At 71.8% G+C, this 16728-nt stretch carries 16 protein-coding genes and 1 tRNA gene; 12 read left to right on the forward strand and 5 right to left on the reverse strand.

Annotation, left to right across the window (positions count from 1 at the left end; genetic code table 11):
* Nucleotides 1–60 precede the first annotated feature (60 nt).
* The 5 genes from paaA to JNW98_RS11890 are packed head-to-tail and all read left to right on the forward strand — an operon-like array spanning nt 61 to nt 3755.
* The gene (gene paaA, locus JNW98_RS11870; RefSeq protein ID WP_223768125.1) at nt 61–1101 is read left to right on the forward strand and encodes a 1,2-phenylacetyl-CoA epoxidase subunit PaaA; all 1041 of its coding nucleotides are present in this window, start codon (nt 61–63) and stop codon (nt 1099–1101) included.
* Nucleotides 1098–1385, forward strand: coding sequence for a 1,2-phenylacetyl-CoA epoxidase subunit PaaB (paaB, locus tag JNW98_RS11875; protein ID WP_004939950.1), 288 nt, complete (start codon nt 1098–1100; stop codon nt 1383–1385). The genes paaA and paaB overlap by 4 nt, the downstream gene beginning before the upstream one ends.
* Nucleotides 1382–2137 (forward strand): 1,2-phenylacetyl-CoA epoxidase subunit PaaC, encoded by a 756-nt coding sequence (gene paaC / locus JNW98_RS11880; RefSeq protein WP_223768126.1) that lies wholly within the window; start codon nt 1382–1384, stop codon nt 2135–2137. The genes paaB and paaC overlap by 4 nt, the downstream gene beginning before the upstream one ends.
* Nucleotides 2131–2661, forward strand: a complete 531-nt coding sequence (gene paaD / locus JNW98_RS11885; protein WP_223768127.1) for a 1,2-phenylacetyl-CoA epoxidase subunit PaaD — start codon at nt 2131–2133, stop codon at nt 2659–2661. Before paaC ends, paaD begins: the two co-directional genes overlap by 7 nt.
* Nucleotides 2661–3755 carry a 2Fe-2S iron-sulfur cluster-binding protein gene (locus JNW98_RS11890; protein ID WP_223768128.1) on the forward strand — a complete coding sequence of 365 codons (1095 nt, stop codon included), beginning with the start codon at nt 2661–2663 and terminating at the stop codon, nt 3753–3755. The genes paaD and JNW98_RS11890 overlap by 1 nt, the downstream gene beginning before the upstream one ends.
* 368 nt (nt 3756–4123) lie before the next feature.
* Here the strand turns inward: JNW98_RS11890 and JNW98_RS11895 are convergent, their stop codons facing one another.
* The 3 genes from JNW98_RS11895 to JNW98_RS11905 all read right to left on the reverse strand — a co-directional run bounded on the left by JNW98_RS11895 (nt 4124) and on the right by JNW98_RS11905 (nt 6505).
* On the reverse strand, nt 4124–4471 hold the full coding sequence (locus JNW98_RS11895; RefSeq protein ID WP_223768129.1) for a rhodanese-like domain-containing protein: 348 nt from the start codon (nt 4469–4471) through the stop codon (nt 4124–4126).
* Between the two features lie 154 nt (nt 4472–4625).
* Nucleotides 4626–5426, reverse strand: a complete 801-nt coding sequence (locus JNW98_RS11900; protein ID WP_223768130.1) for a hypothetical protein — start codon at nt 5424–5426, stop codon at nt 4626–4628.
* A 38-nt stretch (nt 5427–5464) separates the two neighbouring features.
* A complete protein-coding gene (locus tag JNW98_RS11905; protein WP_223768131.1) occupies nt 5465–6505 on the reverse strand; it encodes an ABC-2 transporter permease in 1041 nt (346 codons plus the stop codon).
* A gap of 83 nt (nt 6506–6588) precedes the next feature.
* Between JNW98_RS11905 and JNW98_RS11910 the strand changes: the two genes are divergently transcribed.
* Nucleotides 6589–7023: a MarR family winged helix-turn-helix transcriptional regulator gene (locus JNW98_RS11910; RefSeq protein ID WP_223768132.1), complete on the forward strand. Its 435-nt coding sequence runs from the start codon at nt 6589–6591 to the stop codon at nt 7021–7023.
* Nucleotides 7024–7212: 189 nt separating this feature from the next.
* On the opposite strand, the gene JNW98_RS11915 is transcribed toward JNW98_RS11910, so the two are convergent.
* Nucleotides 7213–7296, reverse strand: a tRNA-Leu gene (locus JNW98_RS11915).
* 411 nt (nt 7297–7707) lie between these two features.
* On the opposite strand from JNW98_RS11915, the gene JNW98_RS11920 reads away from it, so the two are divergent.
* The 6 genes from JNW98_RS11920 to pknB all read left to right on the forward strand — a co-directional run bounded on the left by JNW98_RS11920 (nt 7708) and on the right by pknB (nt 15904).
* Nucleotides 7708–8583: an FHA domain-containing protein gene (locus JNW98_RS11920; RefSeq protein ID WP_223768133.1), complete on the forward strand. Its 876-nt coding sequence runs from the start codon at nt 7708–7710 to the stop codon at nt 8581–8583.
* A gap of 10 nt (nt 8584–8593) precedes the next feature.
* The gene (locus JNW98_RS11925) at nt 8594–9139 is read left to right on the forward strand and encodes an FHA domain-containing protein FhaB/FipA (RefSeq protein WP_223768134.1); all 546 of its coding nucleotides are present in this window, start codon (nt 8594–8596) and stop codon (nt 9137–9139) included.
* 75 nt (nt 9140–9214) lie between these two features.
* On the forward strand, nt 9215–10774 hold the full coding sequence (locus tag JNW98_RS11930; RefSeq protein WP_223768135.1) for a Stp1/IreP family PP2C-type Ser/Thr phosphatase: 1560 nt from the start codon (nt 9215–9217) through the stop codon (nt 10772–10774).
* 38 nt (nt 10775–10812) lie between these two features.
* Entirely contained in the window at nt 10813–12225 is a 1413-nt protein-coding gene (locus JNW98_RS11935; RefSeq protein WP_223768136.1) for an FtsW/RodA/SpoVE family cell cycle protein, read from the forward strand.
* Nucleotides 12222–13682, forward strand: a complete 1461-nt coding sequence (locus JNW98_RS11940) for a peptidoglycan D,D-transpeptidase FtsI family protein (RefSeq protein ID WP_223768137.1) — start codon at nt 12222–12224, stop codon at nt 13680–13682. The genes JNW98_RS11935 and JNW98_RS11940 overlap by 4 nt, the downstream gene beginning before the upstream one ends.
* 155 nt (nt 13683–13837) lie before the next feature.
* A complete protein-coding gene (gene pknB, locus JNW98_RS11945; RefSeq protein ID WP_223768138.1) occupies nt 13838–15904 on the forward strand; it encodes a Stk1 family PASTA domain-containing Ser/Thr kinase in 2067 nt (688 codons plus the stop codon).
* Between the two features lie 78 nt (nt 15905–15982).
* On the opposite strand, the gene JNW98_RS11950 is transcribed toward pknB, so the two are convergent.
* Nucleotides 15983–16705 (reverse strand): class E sortase, encoded by a 723-nt coding sequence (locus tag JNW98_RS11950; RefSeq protein WP_372459220.1) that lies wholly within the window; start codon nt 16703–16705, stop codon nt 15983–15985.
* Nucleotides 16706–16728: the final 23 nt, after the last annotated feature.

Below are 16728 nucleotides of genomic sequence, written 5' to 3' on the forward strand. Positions count from 1 at the left end.
CCCTTCCCCGAGCCGCCGACCCGGCGTTCACGCGTTCACATCGGACGAGGGGGCATCGGCATGACCACGACGGCACCGGAAACGGTGGACAGGGCGGCTCTGGAGGCGGTGTTCGACGCCGCGGTGGCCGCCGACGAGCGCATCGAGCCGCGGGATTGGATGCCCGACGCCTACCGCACCACCCTCATCCGGCAGATAGCCCAGCATGCCCACTCCGAGATCATCGGCATGCAGCCCGAGGCCAACTGGATCACCCGGGCCCCGTCGTTGCGGCGCAAGGCCATCCTCATGGCCAAGGTCCAGGACGAGGCCGGCCACGGCCTCTACCTCTACAGCGCCGCCGAGACCCTGGGCGTCGGCCGGGACGAGCTGCTGGACAAGCTGCACGCAGGCCGCCAGCGCTACTCCTCGATCTTCAACTACCCCACCCTGACCTGGGCCGACGTCGGCGCCATCGGCTGGCTCGTGGACGGCGCGGCCATCACCAACCAGGTCCCCCTCTGCCGTTGCTCCTACGGCCCGTACGCGCGCGCCATGATCCGCGTCTGCAAGGAGGAGTCGTTCCACCAGCGCCAGGGGTACGAGCTGCTGCTCGCCCTCAGCCGCGGCACCGAGGCACAGCACGCCATGGCCCAGGACGCGGTGGACCGCTGGTGGTGGCCGTCGCTGATGATGTTCGGCCCGCCCGACGGCGAATCCCCGCACTCCGCCCAGTCCATGGCCTGGAAGATCAAACGGCACTCCAACGACGAACTGCGCCGCCGCTTCGTCGACATCTGCGTCCCGCAGGCCGAGTCCCTCGGCCTCACCCTCCCCGACCCCGACCTGCGGTGGAACGAGGAGACCGGGCACTACGACTTCGGCCCGATCGACTGGGACGAGTTCAACGAGGTCCTGCGCGGCAACGGCCCGTGCAACGAGCAGCGGCTCGCCCGCCGCCGCGAGGCCCACGAGGAGGGCGCCTGGGTACGGGAGGCCGCCGCCGCGTACGCCGCCAAGCACGCTCCCGCCCCCGGCCCGGGCGGCGGCACCCCGCACCCCACCCCCGAGCGCGGGACCGCCGCGTCCGGCCCCACCGAGCACCCGGAGGCGATGGCATGACCGGCACCGACTGGCCGCTGTGGGAGGTGTTCGTCCGCAGCAGGCGCGGCCTCTCGCACACCCACGCCGGCAGCCTGCACGCCCCGGACGCGCGGATGGCCCTGCGCAACGCCCGGGACCTGTACACCCGGCGGTCCGAGGGCGTCTCGATCTGGGTCGTGCCCTCCGACGCCATCACCGCCTCCTCGCCGGACGAGAAGGACCCCTTCTTCGAGCCGGCCGGCGACAAGGCGTACCGCCACCCGACGTTCTACGAGATCCCCGAAGGGGTGCGGCACCTGTGACCCCCGCGACCACCCCGACCACCCGTGCCTCCGCCGGGCCCGTGCCCGTCCCGGCCGCCCTCGCGCTCGGCGACGACGCCCTGGTCCTCGCCCACCGGCTGGGGGAGTGGGCGGGGAGCGCCCCCGTCCTGGAGGAGGAGGTCGCGCTCGCCAACATCGCCCTCGACCTGCTCGGCCAGGCCCGCACCCTGCTCTCGCTCGTCGGCGACGAGGACGAACTGGCCTACCTCCGCGAGGAACGCGCCTTCCGCAACGTCCAGCTCGTCGAGCGCCCCAACGGGGACTTCGCGCACACCATCGCCCGGCAGCTCTACTTCTCCGCCTACCAGTACCTGCTGTACGCCCGGCTCGCCGAGGGCGACGGGCCGTTCGCCCCGCTGGCGGCGAAGGCCGTCAAGGAGGTCGCCTACCACCTCGACCACGCCGAGCACTGGACACTGCGGCTCGGCGACGGAACGCCCGAGAGCCACGAGCGGATGCGCCGGGCCCTGGACGCCCTGTGGCGGTACACGGACGAGCTGTTCCGGCCGGTGGAGGGCCTGGACGGCGTCGACCCGGCCGCCCTGCGCGAGGCGTGGACGGACCGCGTCGGAGGGACCCTCCGGCAGGCGACGCTGGAGCTCCCCACCGGGCCGGCGTCGGACGCCTGGACCGCGGGCGGCGGACGCCAGGGCGTCCACACCGAGCCCTTCGGCCGCATGCTCGCCGAGATGCAGCACCTCCACCGCAGCCACCCGGGGGCGTCATGGTGACCGGCTCCGTGCCCCCGCCCCGGGCCGCCGGCCGGCCGACGCCCCTGGAGGAGCGGCTGCGCGCGCTGGCCGGCGCCGTCCCCGACCCCGAGCTGCCCGTCATCTCGCTGGAGGAGCTCGGCGTCCTGCGCGACCTGCGCGTCACCGCCCCCGGCCGGGTGGAGGTAGACCTCACCCCCACCTACACCGGCTGCCCCGCCGTCGAGGCCATGTCCGCCGACATAGAGCGCGCCCTGCACGCCGAGGGAGTCGCCGACGTCGAGGTCCGCACCGTGCTCTCGCCACCCTGGACCACCGACGCGATCAGCGCCGAGGGCCGGCGCAAGCTCGCCGAGCACGGCGTCGCCCCGCCCCGGCCCTCCGGGCCCGGCGGCCCCGTCCCGGTACAGCTCGCCATCCGCTGCCCGCACTGCGGCTCCACGGACACCACGCTGCTCAGCCGCTTCTCCTCCACCGCCTGCAAGGCCCTGCGCCGCTGCGACGCGTGCCGCGAGCCCTTCGACCACTTCAAGGAGTTGCACTGATGGCAGCGGCCCGCCACGGCACCTTCCACCGCCTGCGGGTGGCGTCCGTCGAACCGCTCACCGACGACGCGGTCGCCGTGACCTTCACCGTCCCCGCCGGGGTCCGCGCCGCCTTCCGCCACGCCCCCGGCCAGCACCTGACCGTGCGCCACACCGTCCAGGGTGTTCTTCAAGGCGCCGAGATACGCCGCACCTACTCCGTCTGCGGGGAGGCCCCCGGCCCCGACGGGCCGAGCACCCTGCGGGTGGGCGTCCGGCTGGTCGACGGCGGCGCGTTCTCCACCTACGCCTTCAAGGAACTGCGGGCGGGGGACGAGCTGGAGGTGATGACGCCGGCGGGCCGGTTCGTCCTGGAGCCGCGCCCCGGGCACTTCGCCGCGATCGTCGGCGGCAGCGGGATCACTCCCGTCCTGTCCATCGCGACGACCCTGCTCGCCCGCGAGCCGGCGGCCCGCTTCACCCTCATACGCAGCGACCGCACGACGGCGTCCACGATGTTCCTGGAGGAGGTCGCCGACCTCAAGGACCGCTATCCCGGCCGGCTCCAGGTCGTCCAGACCCTCTCCCGGGAGGAGCAGCAGGCCGGCCCGGCCTCGGGGCGGCTCGACGAGCGGCGGCTGACCGGCCTGCTGCCCGCGCTGCTCCCGGTCGGCTCGGTGGACGGCTGGTTCCTCTGCGGCCCACACGGGCTGGTCCTGGCCGCCGAGCGGGCGCTGAGCGGCCTGGGAGTGCCCCGGGACCGCGTCCACCAGGAGATCTTCCACGTGGAGGACGGCCCGGCCGCCCCGGCCCCGCCCCGGTCCGCCACCGCGCCCGCCCGCGGCACGGTCACGGCCACGCTGGACGGCCGCGGCGGCCGATGGCCCGTCCGCGAGGGCGATTCCCTGCTGGAGGCCGTCCTGCGCAACCGCCCCGACGCGCCCTACGCCTGCAAGGGCGGCGTCTGCGGAACGTGCCGGGCGTTCCTGGTCTCCGGCGAGGTGCGCATGGACCGCAACTTCGCCCTGGAGGACGACGAACTGTCGGCGGGCTACGTCCTGGCCTGCCAGTCGCGGCCGGTGACGGAGGAGGTGGAACTGGACTTCGACCGCTGAGCAGCGGGCCCGGCGTCGCGTCCGCGAGGGGCCCGGAGACGGATCACGCACCCGCCCGGCCACCGGCCGCCGGGACCGTGCACCGGCGACGCACGGGGGCGACCGACCACGCCGGCTTCGGCCCGCCGGGTTCACCCCGCGACGCGGCCCCCGAACGCCCGGGACCGCGGCCGTCGGCGACGGCAGGCTCGTTCACCGGAACGGCGAGGCTGCCCTGGGCGGTCCGCCGGCCGGACGGCCTCCGGCCGCGCCCCAGGGCCCGGCCGCCCGAGCCACGCGCGGCGCGAACCGAGTGCCGCGCGAACCAAGCGTCGCTCGGGCCACGCGCCACGCGGACCACGCGCCACGTGGACCACGCCCCGACAGGCTCAGATCACCGCACCCGGCCCGCCGCCGTTCGCCACCACGGGACGGCCCGCGGCCTCCCATGCCTGCATGCCGCCGCCGACGTTCACCGCGTCCATGCCCTGCTGCACCAGGTAGGCGGTCACCTGGGCCGAGCGGCCGCCGGAGCGGCAGATCACGTTGATCCGCCCGCCGTCGGGCGCCCGCTCCGTGAGCTCGCCGAATCGCGCGGCGAACTCGCTCATCGGGATGTGCAGGGCGGCCTCGGCGTGCCCGGCCTCCCACTCGTCGGCCTCGCGCACGTCCAGCAGGAAGTCGTCGGCCGCGAGCGCGCCGACCTCGACCGTGGGAACCCCGGAACCAAACATCATGCGTCCGACGCTACCCGACCTTCCGCACTACCCGGCCCTCCGCACTGCCCGCCCCCGCACCGCTCGACCTTCCGCACCACGCGACCCCCGCACCACGCGGCCCCCGCACTACGCGGCGGCCCCGGACCACGCGGCGGCCCCGGACCACGCCGCCCTACCCGGCCAGCGAGGCCAGCCGGGTCTCGCGCTCGGCGATCTGCGCCAGCAGCCCGCCCGCGATCTCGTCGAGGAGCCCGTCGGGGTCCTCCGGCGCCATCTTGATCATGGCGCCGATCGCCGAGGACTCCAGCTCGGCGGCCAGCTCGGCGAGCAGCTCCTTGCGCCGGGCCAGCCACTCCAGCCGCGCGTAGAGCTCCTCGGCCCGGTCCGGCCGGCGCTGCCCGGGGACGGGCCCGGCGGCCCACTCCTCGGCCAGGGCGCGCAGCCGCTCCTCGTCCCCCGCCGCGTAGGCCTCGTTGACCCGGACGACGAACTCCTCGCGCCGCCGCCGCTCCGCCTCGTCCGTGGCCAGGTCCGGGTGGGCCCGGCGGACCAGGTCGCGGTACGCCTTGCGGGCCGCGTCGCTGGGCCGGACGCGCTCGGGCGGCCGGACCCGCTGCCCGGTGAGCATGGCGCTCGCCTCGGGCGACAGCCCGTCGGAGTCCATCCACCCGCCGAGCAGTTCCTCGACGTCCGGCATCGGCTGCACCAGCGCCCGCGCCTCGCGCGCCCGCTTCAGGTCGTCCGGGTCGCCGGAACGGGCGGCGACGGCCTCGGCGATCCTCGCCTCCAGTTCGTCCAGCCGCCCGTACAGCGGGCCGAGCCGCTGGTGGTGCAGCCGGGAGAAGTTCTCCACCTCCACCCGGAACGTCTCCACCGCGATCTCGAACTCGATCAGCGCCTGCTCGGCGGCCCGCACGGCCCGCTCCAGCCGCTCGGTGCCCGGTTCGGCCGGCACGTCGGTCTCCGGATTCATCACCCGCCCAGCCTACGAGCTCCGGGCCCCCTCCCGCCTCAGACGCCGACGGCTTCCTCCATCTCCTCCTCGGCCTCGGGGCCGGCACCGGAAGCCCGCTCCGCCGCCCGTACCCCGCGCCGGTGCTCCACCGCCCACGCGGCCCCCAGCACGGCGAGCCCCACGACCAGCCAGACCGCCAGCGTGGCCACATGGCCGCCCAGCCCGGAGTGGCCGAAGTAGACGAGGCTGCGGGTGCCCTCCACAAAGCCGGCGCCGTTCCAGAAGCCGTGCAGCCCGGCGAAGAACCCGTTCTGCAGCTCGGGCCGGAAGACGCCGCCGGCGCTGGTGAAGTTGAGCATCACGAACAGCACCATGACGCCGAGCGTGGTCCACCGCTTGAGGAAGGTGTGCAGTCCGGTGCCGACGAACAGCACGCCGGCCGAGTACAGCCACGACAGGCCCCACAGCCCCCACAGCCCGTGGTCCACCAGGCCGAACACAGGCCCCGCCAGCACCACACCGATCACGCTGACCACCAGCGAGGTGGCGGCGGCCAGCACCGCCCGTATCCGCAGCGCCAGCGCCCCGCCGGCCCCGCCGATCACGGCGACCGAGGCGTAGGAGCCGATGCTGAGCGCGACCAGCAGGAAGAAGATGCCCTGCCCGGTCGGGTCGCCCTCGGAGGGCGGCACCACGTCCGTCACCTTCAGCGGCGCGCCCTCCCGGGCCGCGACGGGCGTGAACACCTTCTGCACCGCCGAGGCCGTGGTGTCCGAGCCGGCCGAGGCGATCAGCAGCTCCGGCGCCCGCCGGTCGGGGACGTAGGCGCCGAAGACGTCCTGGTCCTTCAGCTCCCGCACGGCCTCCGCGCGGTCGGCCACCGTGTGGACGGACAGCTTGTCGCCGGCCCGCTGCCCGATCGCCCCGGCCAGCCGCTCGGCGCTCGGACCGGAGCCGACGACCGCCACCGGCAGTTCGTGCGGCGACGGGTCGGCGAAGGCGCCGAGGTAGGCGAGCCCCATGCCGACGCACATCAGCAGCGGCGTGAGCAGGTGGGTCAGTACATGCCGGAGCGCGGCGCGCGTCGCGGGCTTCATCGGCACCCCTCTCCAGGATGGTTGGCTTATACAACTTCCACTTCAGTTGTACTATACAACCAAATGGGAAGGAAGGGTCCCCCGTGTCACACCGAGCCGAACACCTCGACACCATCCAGCGCGAGCTGACCGCCTTCGCGCGCCGCGCCCGCGCCGCGGCGGCCCGGCTCCACCCCGAGCTGTCCCTGGTCTCGTACACCCTGCTCGCCCACCTCCAGGACCAGCGGGGCTGCCGGGCCACCGACCTCGCCGCGCACTACCTGCTCGACAAGTCGACGGTCAGCCGGCAGGTGGCGGGCCTGGAGCGGCTGGGACTCGTCGAACGCCGCGCCGACCCCGACGACCAGCGGGTGCAGGTGCTGCACCTCACCGACCGCGGCACCGAGGTCCTGGACCAGGTCGCGGCCAGCCGCCGCACCGCCTTCGAGAACCGCCTCGCCGAATGGGACGAGACCGACCTCGCCCGCTTCGCCGGCTACCTGCTGCGCTACAACGCCTCCGGAGCGGAACAGGATTGACCGGCGGCCCGCCAACGCACCGAGCGGGCCCACCGACCGGCCAGGCTCACCAACCGAGCAGGCCCACCGAGAGATACGACACAGGAACGCCCCGGCGTCCCGCCCACCGTCAGAAGTACAGACAAGACCGGAAGCGGATACAAAGAAGAACGGGCCCCGTCGTTTTCACGACGAGGCCCGTTCTCACGGTGCGCGAGGGGGGAGTTGAACCCCCACGCCCTTTCGGGCACTGGAACCTGAATCCAGCGCGTCTGCCTATTCCGCCACCCGCGCATTGGGTGTGTCCTCCGGCTTCCGCTCCCCCTCCGGACTTCCGTCCGGTTCGCGGTGCGTCCGCCTTCCGACATGCAGAACATTAGCACGCTTCGGAGGGTGCCTTCACACCCGTGATCCACCCGACCGCCCCCGGCCGCCCCCGAGCGCTCTCGCCCGCCCTCGACAGGTCCCCGGGGGTACCGGCGAGGACCCCGCCGGTTGCGGGACACTGGCCTCCGGGCGCCTCTACGATCCCCCGTGAGGGAACGCGGAGGGAACGCGGAGGAAACCGGAGCGGCCATGGCGACACTCGTCACTCCTGGCGCCGAAGGGGAACCAGCCGTTTTCCCGGCGCGTGGATACGATCAGTAAGCAGTATCAGGAACGGCACCGGGCATCACAGGCGTCACCGAGGGAAGGAGGTGCCCCGTGGGAGTACTGAAGCGCTTCGAGCAGCGACTCGAAGGTCTCGTGAACGGCACCTTTGCCAAGGTGTTCAAGTCCGAGGTCCAGCCCGTGGAGATCGCGGGGGCACTCCAGCGCGAGTGCGACAACAACGCCACCATCTGGAACCGTGACCGCACGGTCGTTCCCAACGACTTCATCGTGGAGCTGAGCGGCCCGGACTACGAGCGGCTCAGCCCCTACTCCGGCCAGTTGGGCGACGAGCTGGCCGGCATGGTCCGCGACTACGCGAAGCAGCAGCGGTACACCTTCATGGGGACCATCCAGGTCCACCTGGAGAAGGCGGACGACCTCGACACCGGGCTCTACCGCGTCCGCAGCCGCACCCTCGCGGCCAGCGAGTCCCAGGAGCCCCAGGCACAGCAGGGCCCGCAAGGCCCGCAGGCCCCCCACACTCCGTACGGCGGCGGCGCCCCCCGGAGCGCCCCCTCCCCGGCCACCCAGGGCGGCGGCTACCCGCCGCAGCCCACGGGTGCCCCGCCCATGCCGTCGTCCCCGCCGCCCGGCGCGGCCCGTCCCCAGCCCCGCGCGGGCGGGCCGGGAGCCGGCGCGGCGGAGCGGACACGGCGCTGGATCGAGATCAACGGTGCCCGGCACCAGATCTCCCGTCCGACGCTGGTGCTGGGCCGCAGCACCGAGGCGGACGTCCGAATCGACGACCCCGGCGTCTCCCGGCGGCACTGCGAGATCCGGGTCGGCACCCCCGCGACCATCCAGGACCTGGGGTCGACCAACGGCATCGTGGTGGACGGCCAGCACACCACGCGCGCTACGCTCCGCGACGGCTCGCGGATCGTCGTGGGCAGCACCACCATCGTTTATCGGCAAGCCGAAGGGTGAAGCGGGGGCAATGTCAGAGCTGACCCTCACGGTCATGCGGTTGGGTTTCCTCGCCGTACTGTGGCTGTTCGTCATCGTGGCCGTGCAGGTCATTCGCAGTGATCTGTTCGGTACCCGGGTGACCGCGCGCGGCTCGCGCCGCGGCGGCGACGGACGTCCGGCGCAGCGGGCGGCCCAGCAGGCCACCCCGCCGCCGCAGCGCCAGCAGCAGTCCGGCGGGCGTCGGGGCGCGGGGCGCGCCGAGAGCCGCGGCCGCCGCGGCGCACCCACCAAGCTGGTGATCTCGGAGGGCACGCTCACCGGCACCACGGTGGCCCTTCAGGGCCAGACCATCACCCTCGGCCGCGCCCACGACTCGACGATCGTGCTGGATGACGACTACGCCTCCAGCCGGCATGCCAGGATCTATCCGGACCGCGACGGCCGCTGGATCGTCGAGGACCTCGGTTCGACCAACGGCACGTATCTGGACCGGACCCGGCTGACCACCCCGACCCCGATCCCGCTCGGCGCGCCGATCCGCATCGGCAAGACCGTCATCGAGCTGCGGAAGTAGTAGGACCATGACGACCGGAGGGTGGGCAGCGAGGTGGGCAAGGGGCTGTACCCGGAGCCGACGGGCGAGGTGCGCATGAGTCTGACACTGCGTTTCGCCGCCGGATCGCACAAGGGCATGATCCGGGAAGGCAACGAGGACTCCGGTTACGCCGGCCCCCGGCTGCTCGCCATCGCCGACGGCATGGGCGGCCAGGCCGCGGGCGAGGTGGCCAGCTCCGAGGTGATCTCCACCCTGGTGACGCTGGACGACGACGTCCCGGGGTCGGACCTCCTCACCTCGCTCGGCACCGCCGTCCACCGCGCCAACGAGCAGTTGCGCGTGATGGTCGAGGAGGACCCGCAGCTGGAGGGCATGGGCACCACGCTCACCGCCCTGCTGTGGACGGGTCAGCGGCTCGGCCTCGTCCACGTCGGCGACTCCCGCGCGTACCTGCTGCGGGACGGCGTCCTCACGCAGATCACCCAGGACCACACCTGGGTGCAGCGGCTGGTGGACGAGGGCCGGATCACCGAGGAGGAGGCCACCACCCACCCGCAGCGCTCCCTGCTGATGCGCGCGCTGGGCAGTGGCGACCACGTCGAGCCCGACCTGTCCATCCGCGAGGTGCGGGCCGGCGACCGCTACCTGATCTGCTCCGACGGCCTCTCCGGCGTCGTCAGCCACGAGACGATCGAGGAGCGGCTGGCGAGCTACCAGGGCCCGCAGGAGACGGTCCAGGAGCTGATCGAGCTGGCCCTGCGCGGCGGCGGCCCGGACAACGTGACGGTGATCGTCGCGGACGTCCTGGACGTCGACGGCGGGGACACCCTCGTCGCCCAGCAGCACAGCGACACCCCGGTGGTCGTCGGCGCGGTCGCCGAGAACCAGTTCCCCGCGGGGGACCACGGCGCCATGCAGACCCCGGCCGGCCGGGCGTCCGAGCTGGGCCGCACCCCGCCGCAGGACCCGGCGGGCGGCTTCGGCCCGCCCGGCAGCGGTCCGGGCGGCGACGCGGCGCCGGCCGGCGAGTTCGGCGCCTTCCACGACGACTACGACGAGAGCGGCGCGGAGCTCGGCAAGGCCCCCCGGCGCGGGGGCTGGCTCAAGCGCTCGCTGATCATCGCGGTGGTGCTCGGCGTGGTCGGCGGCGGCCTGTACGGCGGCTACCAGTGGACGCAGACGCAGTACTACCTGGCGGCCAAGGACGACAACCACGTCGCGCTCTACCAGGGCATCGACCAGGACCTCGCCTGGATCAGCCTCAGCAAGCTGTACCAGGACCACCCCGAGATCGAACTCAAGTACCTCCCCGTCGACCAGCGCGGCCGGGTGGAGGACACGATCGCGGTGAGCAGCCGCGCGCAGGCGGAGCAGAAGGTCAAGGACCTCGGCACGCTGGCGAGCGCCTGCAAGAAGAAGGACGAGCAGCAGAAGGCCGAGCGCCGGCAGCGCGAGAGCCAGAAGCCCGAGACGGCCAAGCCGGACGCGGGGAAGCCCGACGCCGGGAAGCCGACCCCGGGCAAGCCCAGCACCCCGCCGACCGGCGCGGCGTCGGGCCTCACCCTCCAGGCCGCACCCACTCCGGCGCCCGGTCCCACCCTCAGCGAGGAAGAGCAGAAAGTGGCAGCGCAGTGCAACGGCCCCCAGCAGTAAGCCTGTAGGGGGTCAGCGACGTGTCAGCCATCTCACCCATGCCGAACACCAACACCACCACCGTCAGCACGGCAGGTCAGCCGAGCCGGCGCAACACCGAGTTGCTGCTGCTCGCCTTCGCCGTGATCCTCCCCTGTTTCGCGTACGCCAACGTGGGCCTGGCGCTGGACGGCGAGATGCCCTCCGGCATGCTCGGCTACGGCATGGGCCTCGGCCTGCTGGCCGGCGTCGGCCACCTCGTGGTGCGGAAGTTCGCCCCGTACGCCGACCCGCTGCTGCTGCCGCTGGCCACGGTCCTCAACGGGCTGGGGCTGGTCATCATCTGGCGGCTTGACCAGTCGAAGCGCTTCCAGAAGGTGGCCACGTTCGCCCCGGCGGCCACCAACCAGCTGCTGTTTTCGGCGCTGGGCATCGCGCTGTTCGTCGCGCTGATCATCTTCCTCAAGGACCACCGGGTCCTCCAGCGCTACACCTACATCTCCATGGCGCTCTCGCTGGTGCTGCTGATCGCCCCGATGTTCTTCCCGTCGGTCAACGGCGCCCGGATCTGGATCAAGATCCCGGGTCTGGGCACCATCCAGCCGGGTGAGTTCGCCAAGATCGTGCTGGCGGTGTTCTTCGCCGGCTACCTGATGGTCAAACGGGATGCGCTCGCCCTGGCCAGCCGCCGGTTCATGGGCATCTACCTGCCACGCGGCCGCGACCTGGGACCGATCCTGGCCGTCTGGGCCTTCAGCATCCTGATCCTGGTCTTCGAGACCGACCTCGGTACCTCGCTGCTGTTCTTCGGCATGTTCGTCGTGATGCTCTACGTCGCCACCGAGCGCACCAGCTGGATCGTCTTCGGTCTGCTGATGTCCGCGGCCGGCGCGGTCGGCGTCGCTTCGTTCGAAACCCATGTGCAGCAGCGTGTCCAGGCCTGGCTCGACCCCATGGGTGAGTTCTTGCTGAGCAAGAAGGGCATCTGGGGCCACTCCGAGCAGTCGATGCAGGCCCTGTGGGCCTTCGGCTCGGGCGGGGTGTCCGGCACCGGCTGGGGCCAGGGCCACTCCGACCTGATCGGCTTCGCCGCCAACTCCGACTTCATCCTCGCCACCATCGGCGAGGAGCTGGGCCTGGCGGGCCTCATGGCCGTCCTGCTCATCTACGGTCTGATCGTGGAGCGCGGTGTGCGCACCTCACTGGCCGCCCGCGACCCGTTCGGCAAACTGCTGGCGATCGGGCTCTCCGGCGCCTTCGCCATCCAGGTCTTCGTGGTGGCCGGCGGTGTCACCGGCCTCATCCCGCTGACCGGTATGACCATGCCGTTCATCGCACAGGGCGGATCCTCGGTGATCGCCAACTGGGCACTCATCGCGATCCTGATGAAGATCAGTGACGCGGCGCGCAGGCCCGCGCCCGCCCCCGTGACCAATCCAGACGCCGAAATGACCCAGGTGGTCCGACCGTGAACAAGCCCGTGCGCCGGATCGCGATCTTCTGCGGACTCCTCGTCCTCGCACTGATGATCCGCGGCAACTGGCTCCAGTTCGTCAAGGCCGACGAGCTCAAGAACGACAAGAACAACATGCGGGTGAACATCGCCCGCTACAGCCAGCCGCGCGGCAACATCATCGTCGACGGCCAGGAGATCACCGGCTCCGAGGAAGTCAACGGGATCAACTACAAGTACCGGCGCACCTACAAGAACGGCGAGATGTGGGCGCCGGTCACCGGTCTGAGCTCGCAGGTCTACAAGCCCACCATGCTGGAGGGCGTCGAGGACAAGATCCTCACCGGTGACGACGACCGGCTGTTCTTCAACCGGACGATCGACATGATCACCGGCAAGGGCAAGAAGGGCGGTGACGTGATCACCACCCTCAACTCCAAGGCACAAGAGGCCGCCTTCAAGGGGCTGGGCAACAAGAAGGGCGCCGTGGCCGCTCTGGACCCTCGCACCGGCAAGGTCCTGGCCCTGGCCTCCACGCCGTCGTACGATCCCTCGACGGTCGCCGGGGCCAACAACGGCGCTGCCTGGGAGAAGCTCAGCAAGGACGACAAGAACAAGCCGATGCTCAACCGGGCGCTGCGGGAGACCTACCCGCCCGGTTCGACGTTCAAGGTCGTCACCGCCGCGGCGGCGTTGGAGAACAAGCTCTACAAGGACGTCGACGAGAAGACCAACTCGCCGAAGGGCTGGACGCTGCCCGACACGCAGAACCTGAAGCTGCCCAACGAGACGACGATGCCCTGCGACAACGTCTCGATGCGCGCCGCCCTCCAGTGGTCCTGCAACAGCGTCTTCGGCAAGATCAGCGCCGACCTGGGCAACCAGAAGATGATCGAGCAGGCCGACAAGTTCGGCTTCAACAGCGACGACCTGACGATCCCGGTCGGCGTCTCCAAGAGCGTCTACCCCAAGGACAACCGCCCGCAGAACGCCATGGCGGGCATCGGCCAGGCGTCCAACCGCGCCACCCCGCTCCAGATGGCCATGGTGGCCGCCGCGATCGCCAACAACGGCAAGCTCATGGAGCCGTACATGGTGGACAAGCTGCGCGCGCCCAACCTGAACGTCATCGAGACGCACCAGCCCAAGGAGATGAGCCGGCCGCTCAGCCCGGAGCACGCCCAGACGCTGCAGAGCGCGATGGAGACGGTCGTCGAGGAGGGCACCGGTACGTCGGCGAAGATCGACGACGTCAAGGTCGGCGGCAAGACGGGTACCGCCCAGCACGGCGTGGACAACAGCGGCAACCCCTACGCGTGGTTCATCTCCTACGCCAAGAAGGGGGACGGCTCGCCGGTCGCCGTCGCGGTCGTCATCGAGGGCTCGAACACCATGCGTGACGACATCGCGGGCGGCAAGCTGGCCGCGCCCATCGCCAAGAGCGTCATGGAGGCGGTGCTCAAGACCTCGAAGTGAGTCCCGGCACGCACCGGCACCGCGCGCCGGTACCAGGTACGTATCGGGTGCCGGTCACACCCGGGTGCCGTACGGGACGCCGGGTACGGTAAGCGCGGACAGCACACCGCCGGACCCACGTCGGTGCGGTCGGGAAGAACGGAAGGGCTGGAGCTATGGAAGAGCCGCGTCGCCTCGGCGGCCGGTACGAGCTGGGCTCGGTGCTCGGCCGTGGTGGCATGGCCGAGGTCTACCTCGCCCACGACACCCGGCTCGGCCGCACCGTCGCCGTGAAGACGCTCCGGGTGGACCTCGCCCGGGATCCGTCCTTCCAGGCCCGGTTCCGCCGTGAGGCCCAGTCGGCCGCCTCGCTGAACCACCCGTCCATCGTCGCGGTCTACGACACCGGCGAGGACTACGTGGACGGGGTCTCGATCCCGTACATCGTCATGGAGTACGTGGACGGGTCCACCCTCCGCGAGCTGCTCCACTCCGGCCGCAAGCTGCTGCCCGAACGTTCCCTCGAAATGACGATCGGGGTGCTCCAGGCGCTGGAGTACTCCCACCGCGCGGGCATCGTCCACCGGGACATCAAGCCCGCCAACGTCATGCTGACCCGCACCGGCCAGGTCAAGGTCATGGACTTCGGCATCGCCCGCGCCATGGGTGACGCAGGCATGACGATGACTCAGACGGCGGCCGTGATCGGCACCGCCCAGTACCTCTCCCCCGAGCAGGCCAAGGGCGAGCAGGTCGACGCCCGGTCCGACCTGTACTCGACGGGCTGCCTGCTCTACGAACTGCTCACGGTCCGGCCGCCGTTCATCGGCGACTCCCCGGTCGCGGTGGCGTACCAGCACGTCCGCGAGGAGCCCAACCCGCCGAGCACCTTCGACCCCGAGATCACGCCCGAGATGGACGCCATCGTCCTGAAGGCGCTGGTCAAGGACCCGGACTACCGGTACCAGTCGGCCGACGAGATGCGCGCCGACATCGAGGCCGCCTTGGAGGGCCGCCCGGTGGCCGCCGCGGCCGGCTACGGCGCCATGGGCGCGGTCGGCTACGGCGGCGAGGACCAGCCGACCGCCATGCTCGGCCGTCACGACCCGAACGCCGCCGGCCAGACGTCCATGCTGCCGCCCGTGCGGGACGGCGGGGGCTACGGCGGTGACGGCTACGGCGGCTACGACGACGGCGCGGGCGGGCCCGGCCACGGCGGCAACGGCCGGAAGAAGAGCAGCCTGTCGACGGTGCTGCTGGTGGTCGCGGGCATCCTGGTGCTCGTCGGCGCGATCTTCATCGGCAAGTCGCTGTTCTCCGGCGACGGCAAGAGCGGCGACGTCACCGTGCCCAACCTGATCGGCGAGAAGCTCGACTCCGCCCGGAAGCAGGGCGAGAACGTCGAGCTCAAGGTCGTCGACAGCGGCAAGGCCGTCAACTGCGACGCCGACAAGGGCAAGGTCTGCGAGCAGGACCCCAAGGCCGGCACCAAGGTCGCGCGGAACAGCGAGGTCAAGGTGTCGCTGTCCAAGGGCCCGGCCAAGGTCGAGGTCCCCAACGTCCTCCACACCCAGTTCGACGAGGCGAAGAAGACGCTGGAGGACAAGGGCTTCACGGTCCACCGCAAGGAGGAGCAGACCGACGAGGCCGAGGCCGGCATCGTCATCAAGCAGAACCCGAAGGCGAACGCCCAGGCCGAGAAGGGCGCGGAGGTCACCCTCACGGTCGCCACGGCCGTCCCGACGAAGACCGTCCCGCCGGTGGTGGGGCAACAGTTCGACGCGGCGAAGAAGCAGCTTGAGGACAACGGCTTCAAGGTGACCCGGAAGGACGTCGACTCCGACGACCCGGCCGGCCAGGTGACCGCCCAGTCCCCGGAGGGCAGCACGGCGGCCACGCCCGGCACGTCGGTCGAGCTGTCGGTCTCCAAGGGACCGCAGGACGTCCCGGTCCCGACGCTGACCAACATGACCGTCAAGGACGCCAGGAAGGCCCTGGAGGACGTCGGCCTCAAGGTCGGGACCATCGCGGGCCCGAACGACGACAAGGCCGTCGTGTCGTCGACCGTTCCCTTCCCCACCCAGAAGGTGAAGAAGGGGTCCGCGGTCAACCTGATGACCCACGCGCCGCTCCCCGGCACCGACATCGGCGGCGCCAACCAGGGCGGCGACGACCGGGGGAACCCCGGCGGCGACGACCAGGGCGGCCCCTTCGGCGGCTTCCTCGGCGGACGCCGGCACTGACGTACGGACGGAGCCCCGGCACCGTCCTCCTCAGGAGGATGGTGCCGGGGCTCCGCGCTGTCGCCGTACGGCCCGGGGTCAGCCCCGGAGCTCCTTCGGCGGGGTCCGCTTCTCGTCGACCTTCTCCGTCCGCGTCAGCTCCGCCCAGACGACGTAGCGGTAGTCGGAGGTGTAGATCGGCGTGCAGGTCGTCAGCGTCAGGTAGCGGCCCGGCACGGTCTTCCCGGACTCCCGGGGCACGGGGTCGAGGACCTTCACGTTGTACCGCGAGGTCTCCTTGAGCTCCTTGTAGACCGTGTAGACGTACCAGGTGTCCCGCGTCTCGAAGACGACCGGGTCACCGTCCTTGATCTTGTGGATGTTGTGGAACTTGGCGCCGTGCCCGTCCCGGTGCGCCGCCAGCGTGAGGTTGCCCGGCCCCTCCCAGGGCAGCGTGGCCTTCACCGGCTTTCGGTAGTAGCCCGCCACGCCCTCGTTGAGCACGGAGCTGCCCGTGCCGGGCTTCACCAGCACCTCGCCCTTGCCCATGGCGGGCACGTGCAGGAAGCCGACCCCGTCCTTGGTGTCCAGGGCGCCCGGCCCCTTCCGCGCCCAGTTCTCGCGCACGTGCGCGCCCTGCCGCTTCGCCTCCCGGTCGGCTATCACGTTCGTCCACCACAGCGAGTAGACGACGAACAGCGCCAGCAGCACGCCCGCGGTGATGAGCACTTCGCCCACCACGCCGACGGTGGCGGCTATCCGGCTCCGGGTACGGCCGCGCCGCCGTGGCGCGCCGTCGGTCAGCTCCTCGGTCCCTGCCACAGCCCGCCCGTACCCCGCTCCCC

The organism is Streptomyces huiliensis (assembly GCF_020037025.1).
In the GTDB taxonomy this organism is placed as follows: Bacteria; Actinomycetota; Actinomycetes; order Streptomycetales; family Streptomycetaceae; genus Streptomyces; species Streptomyces huiliensis.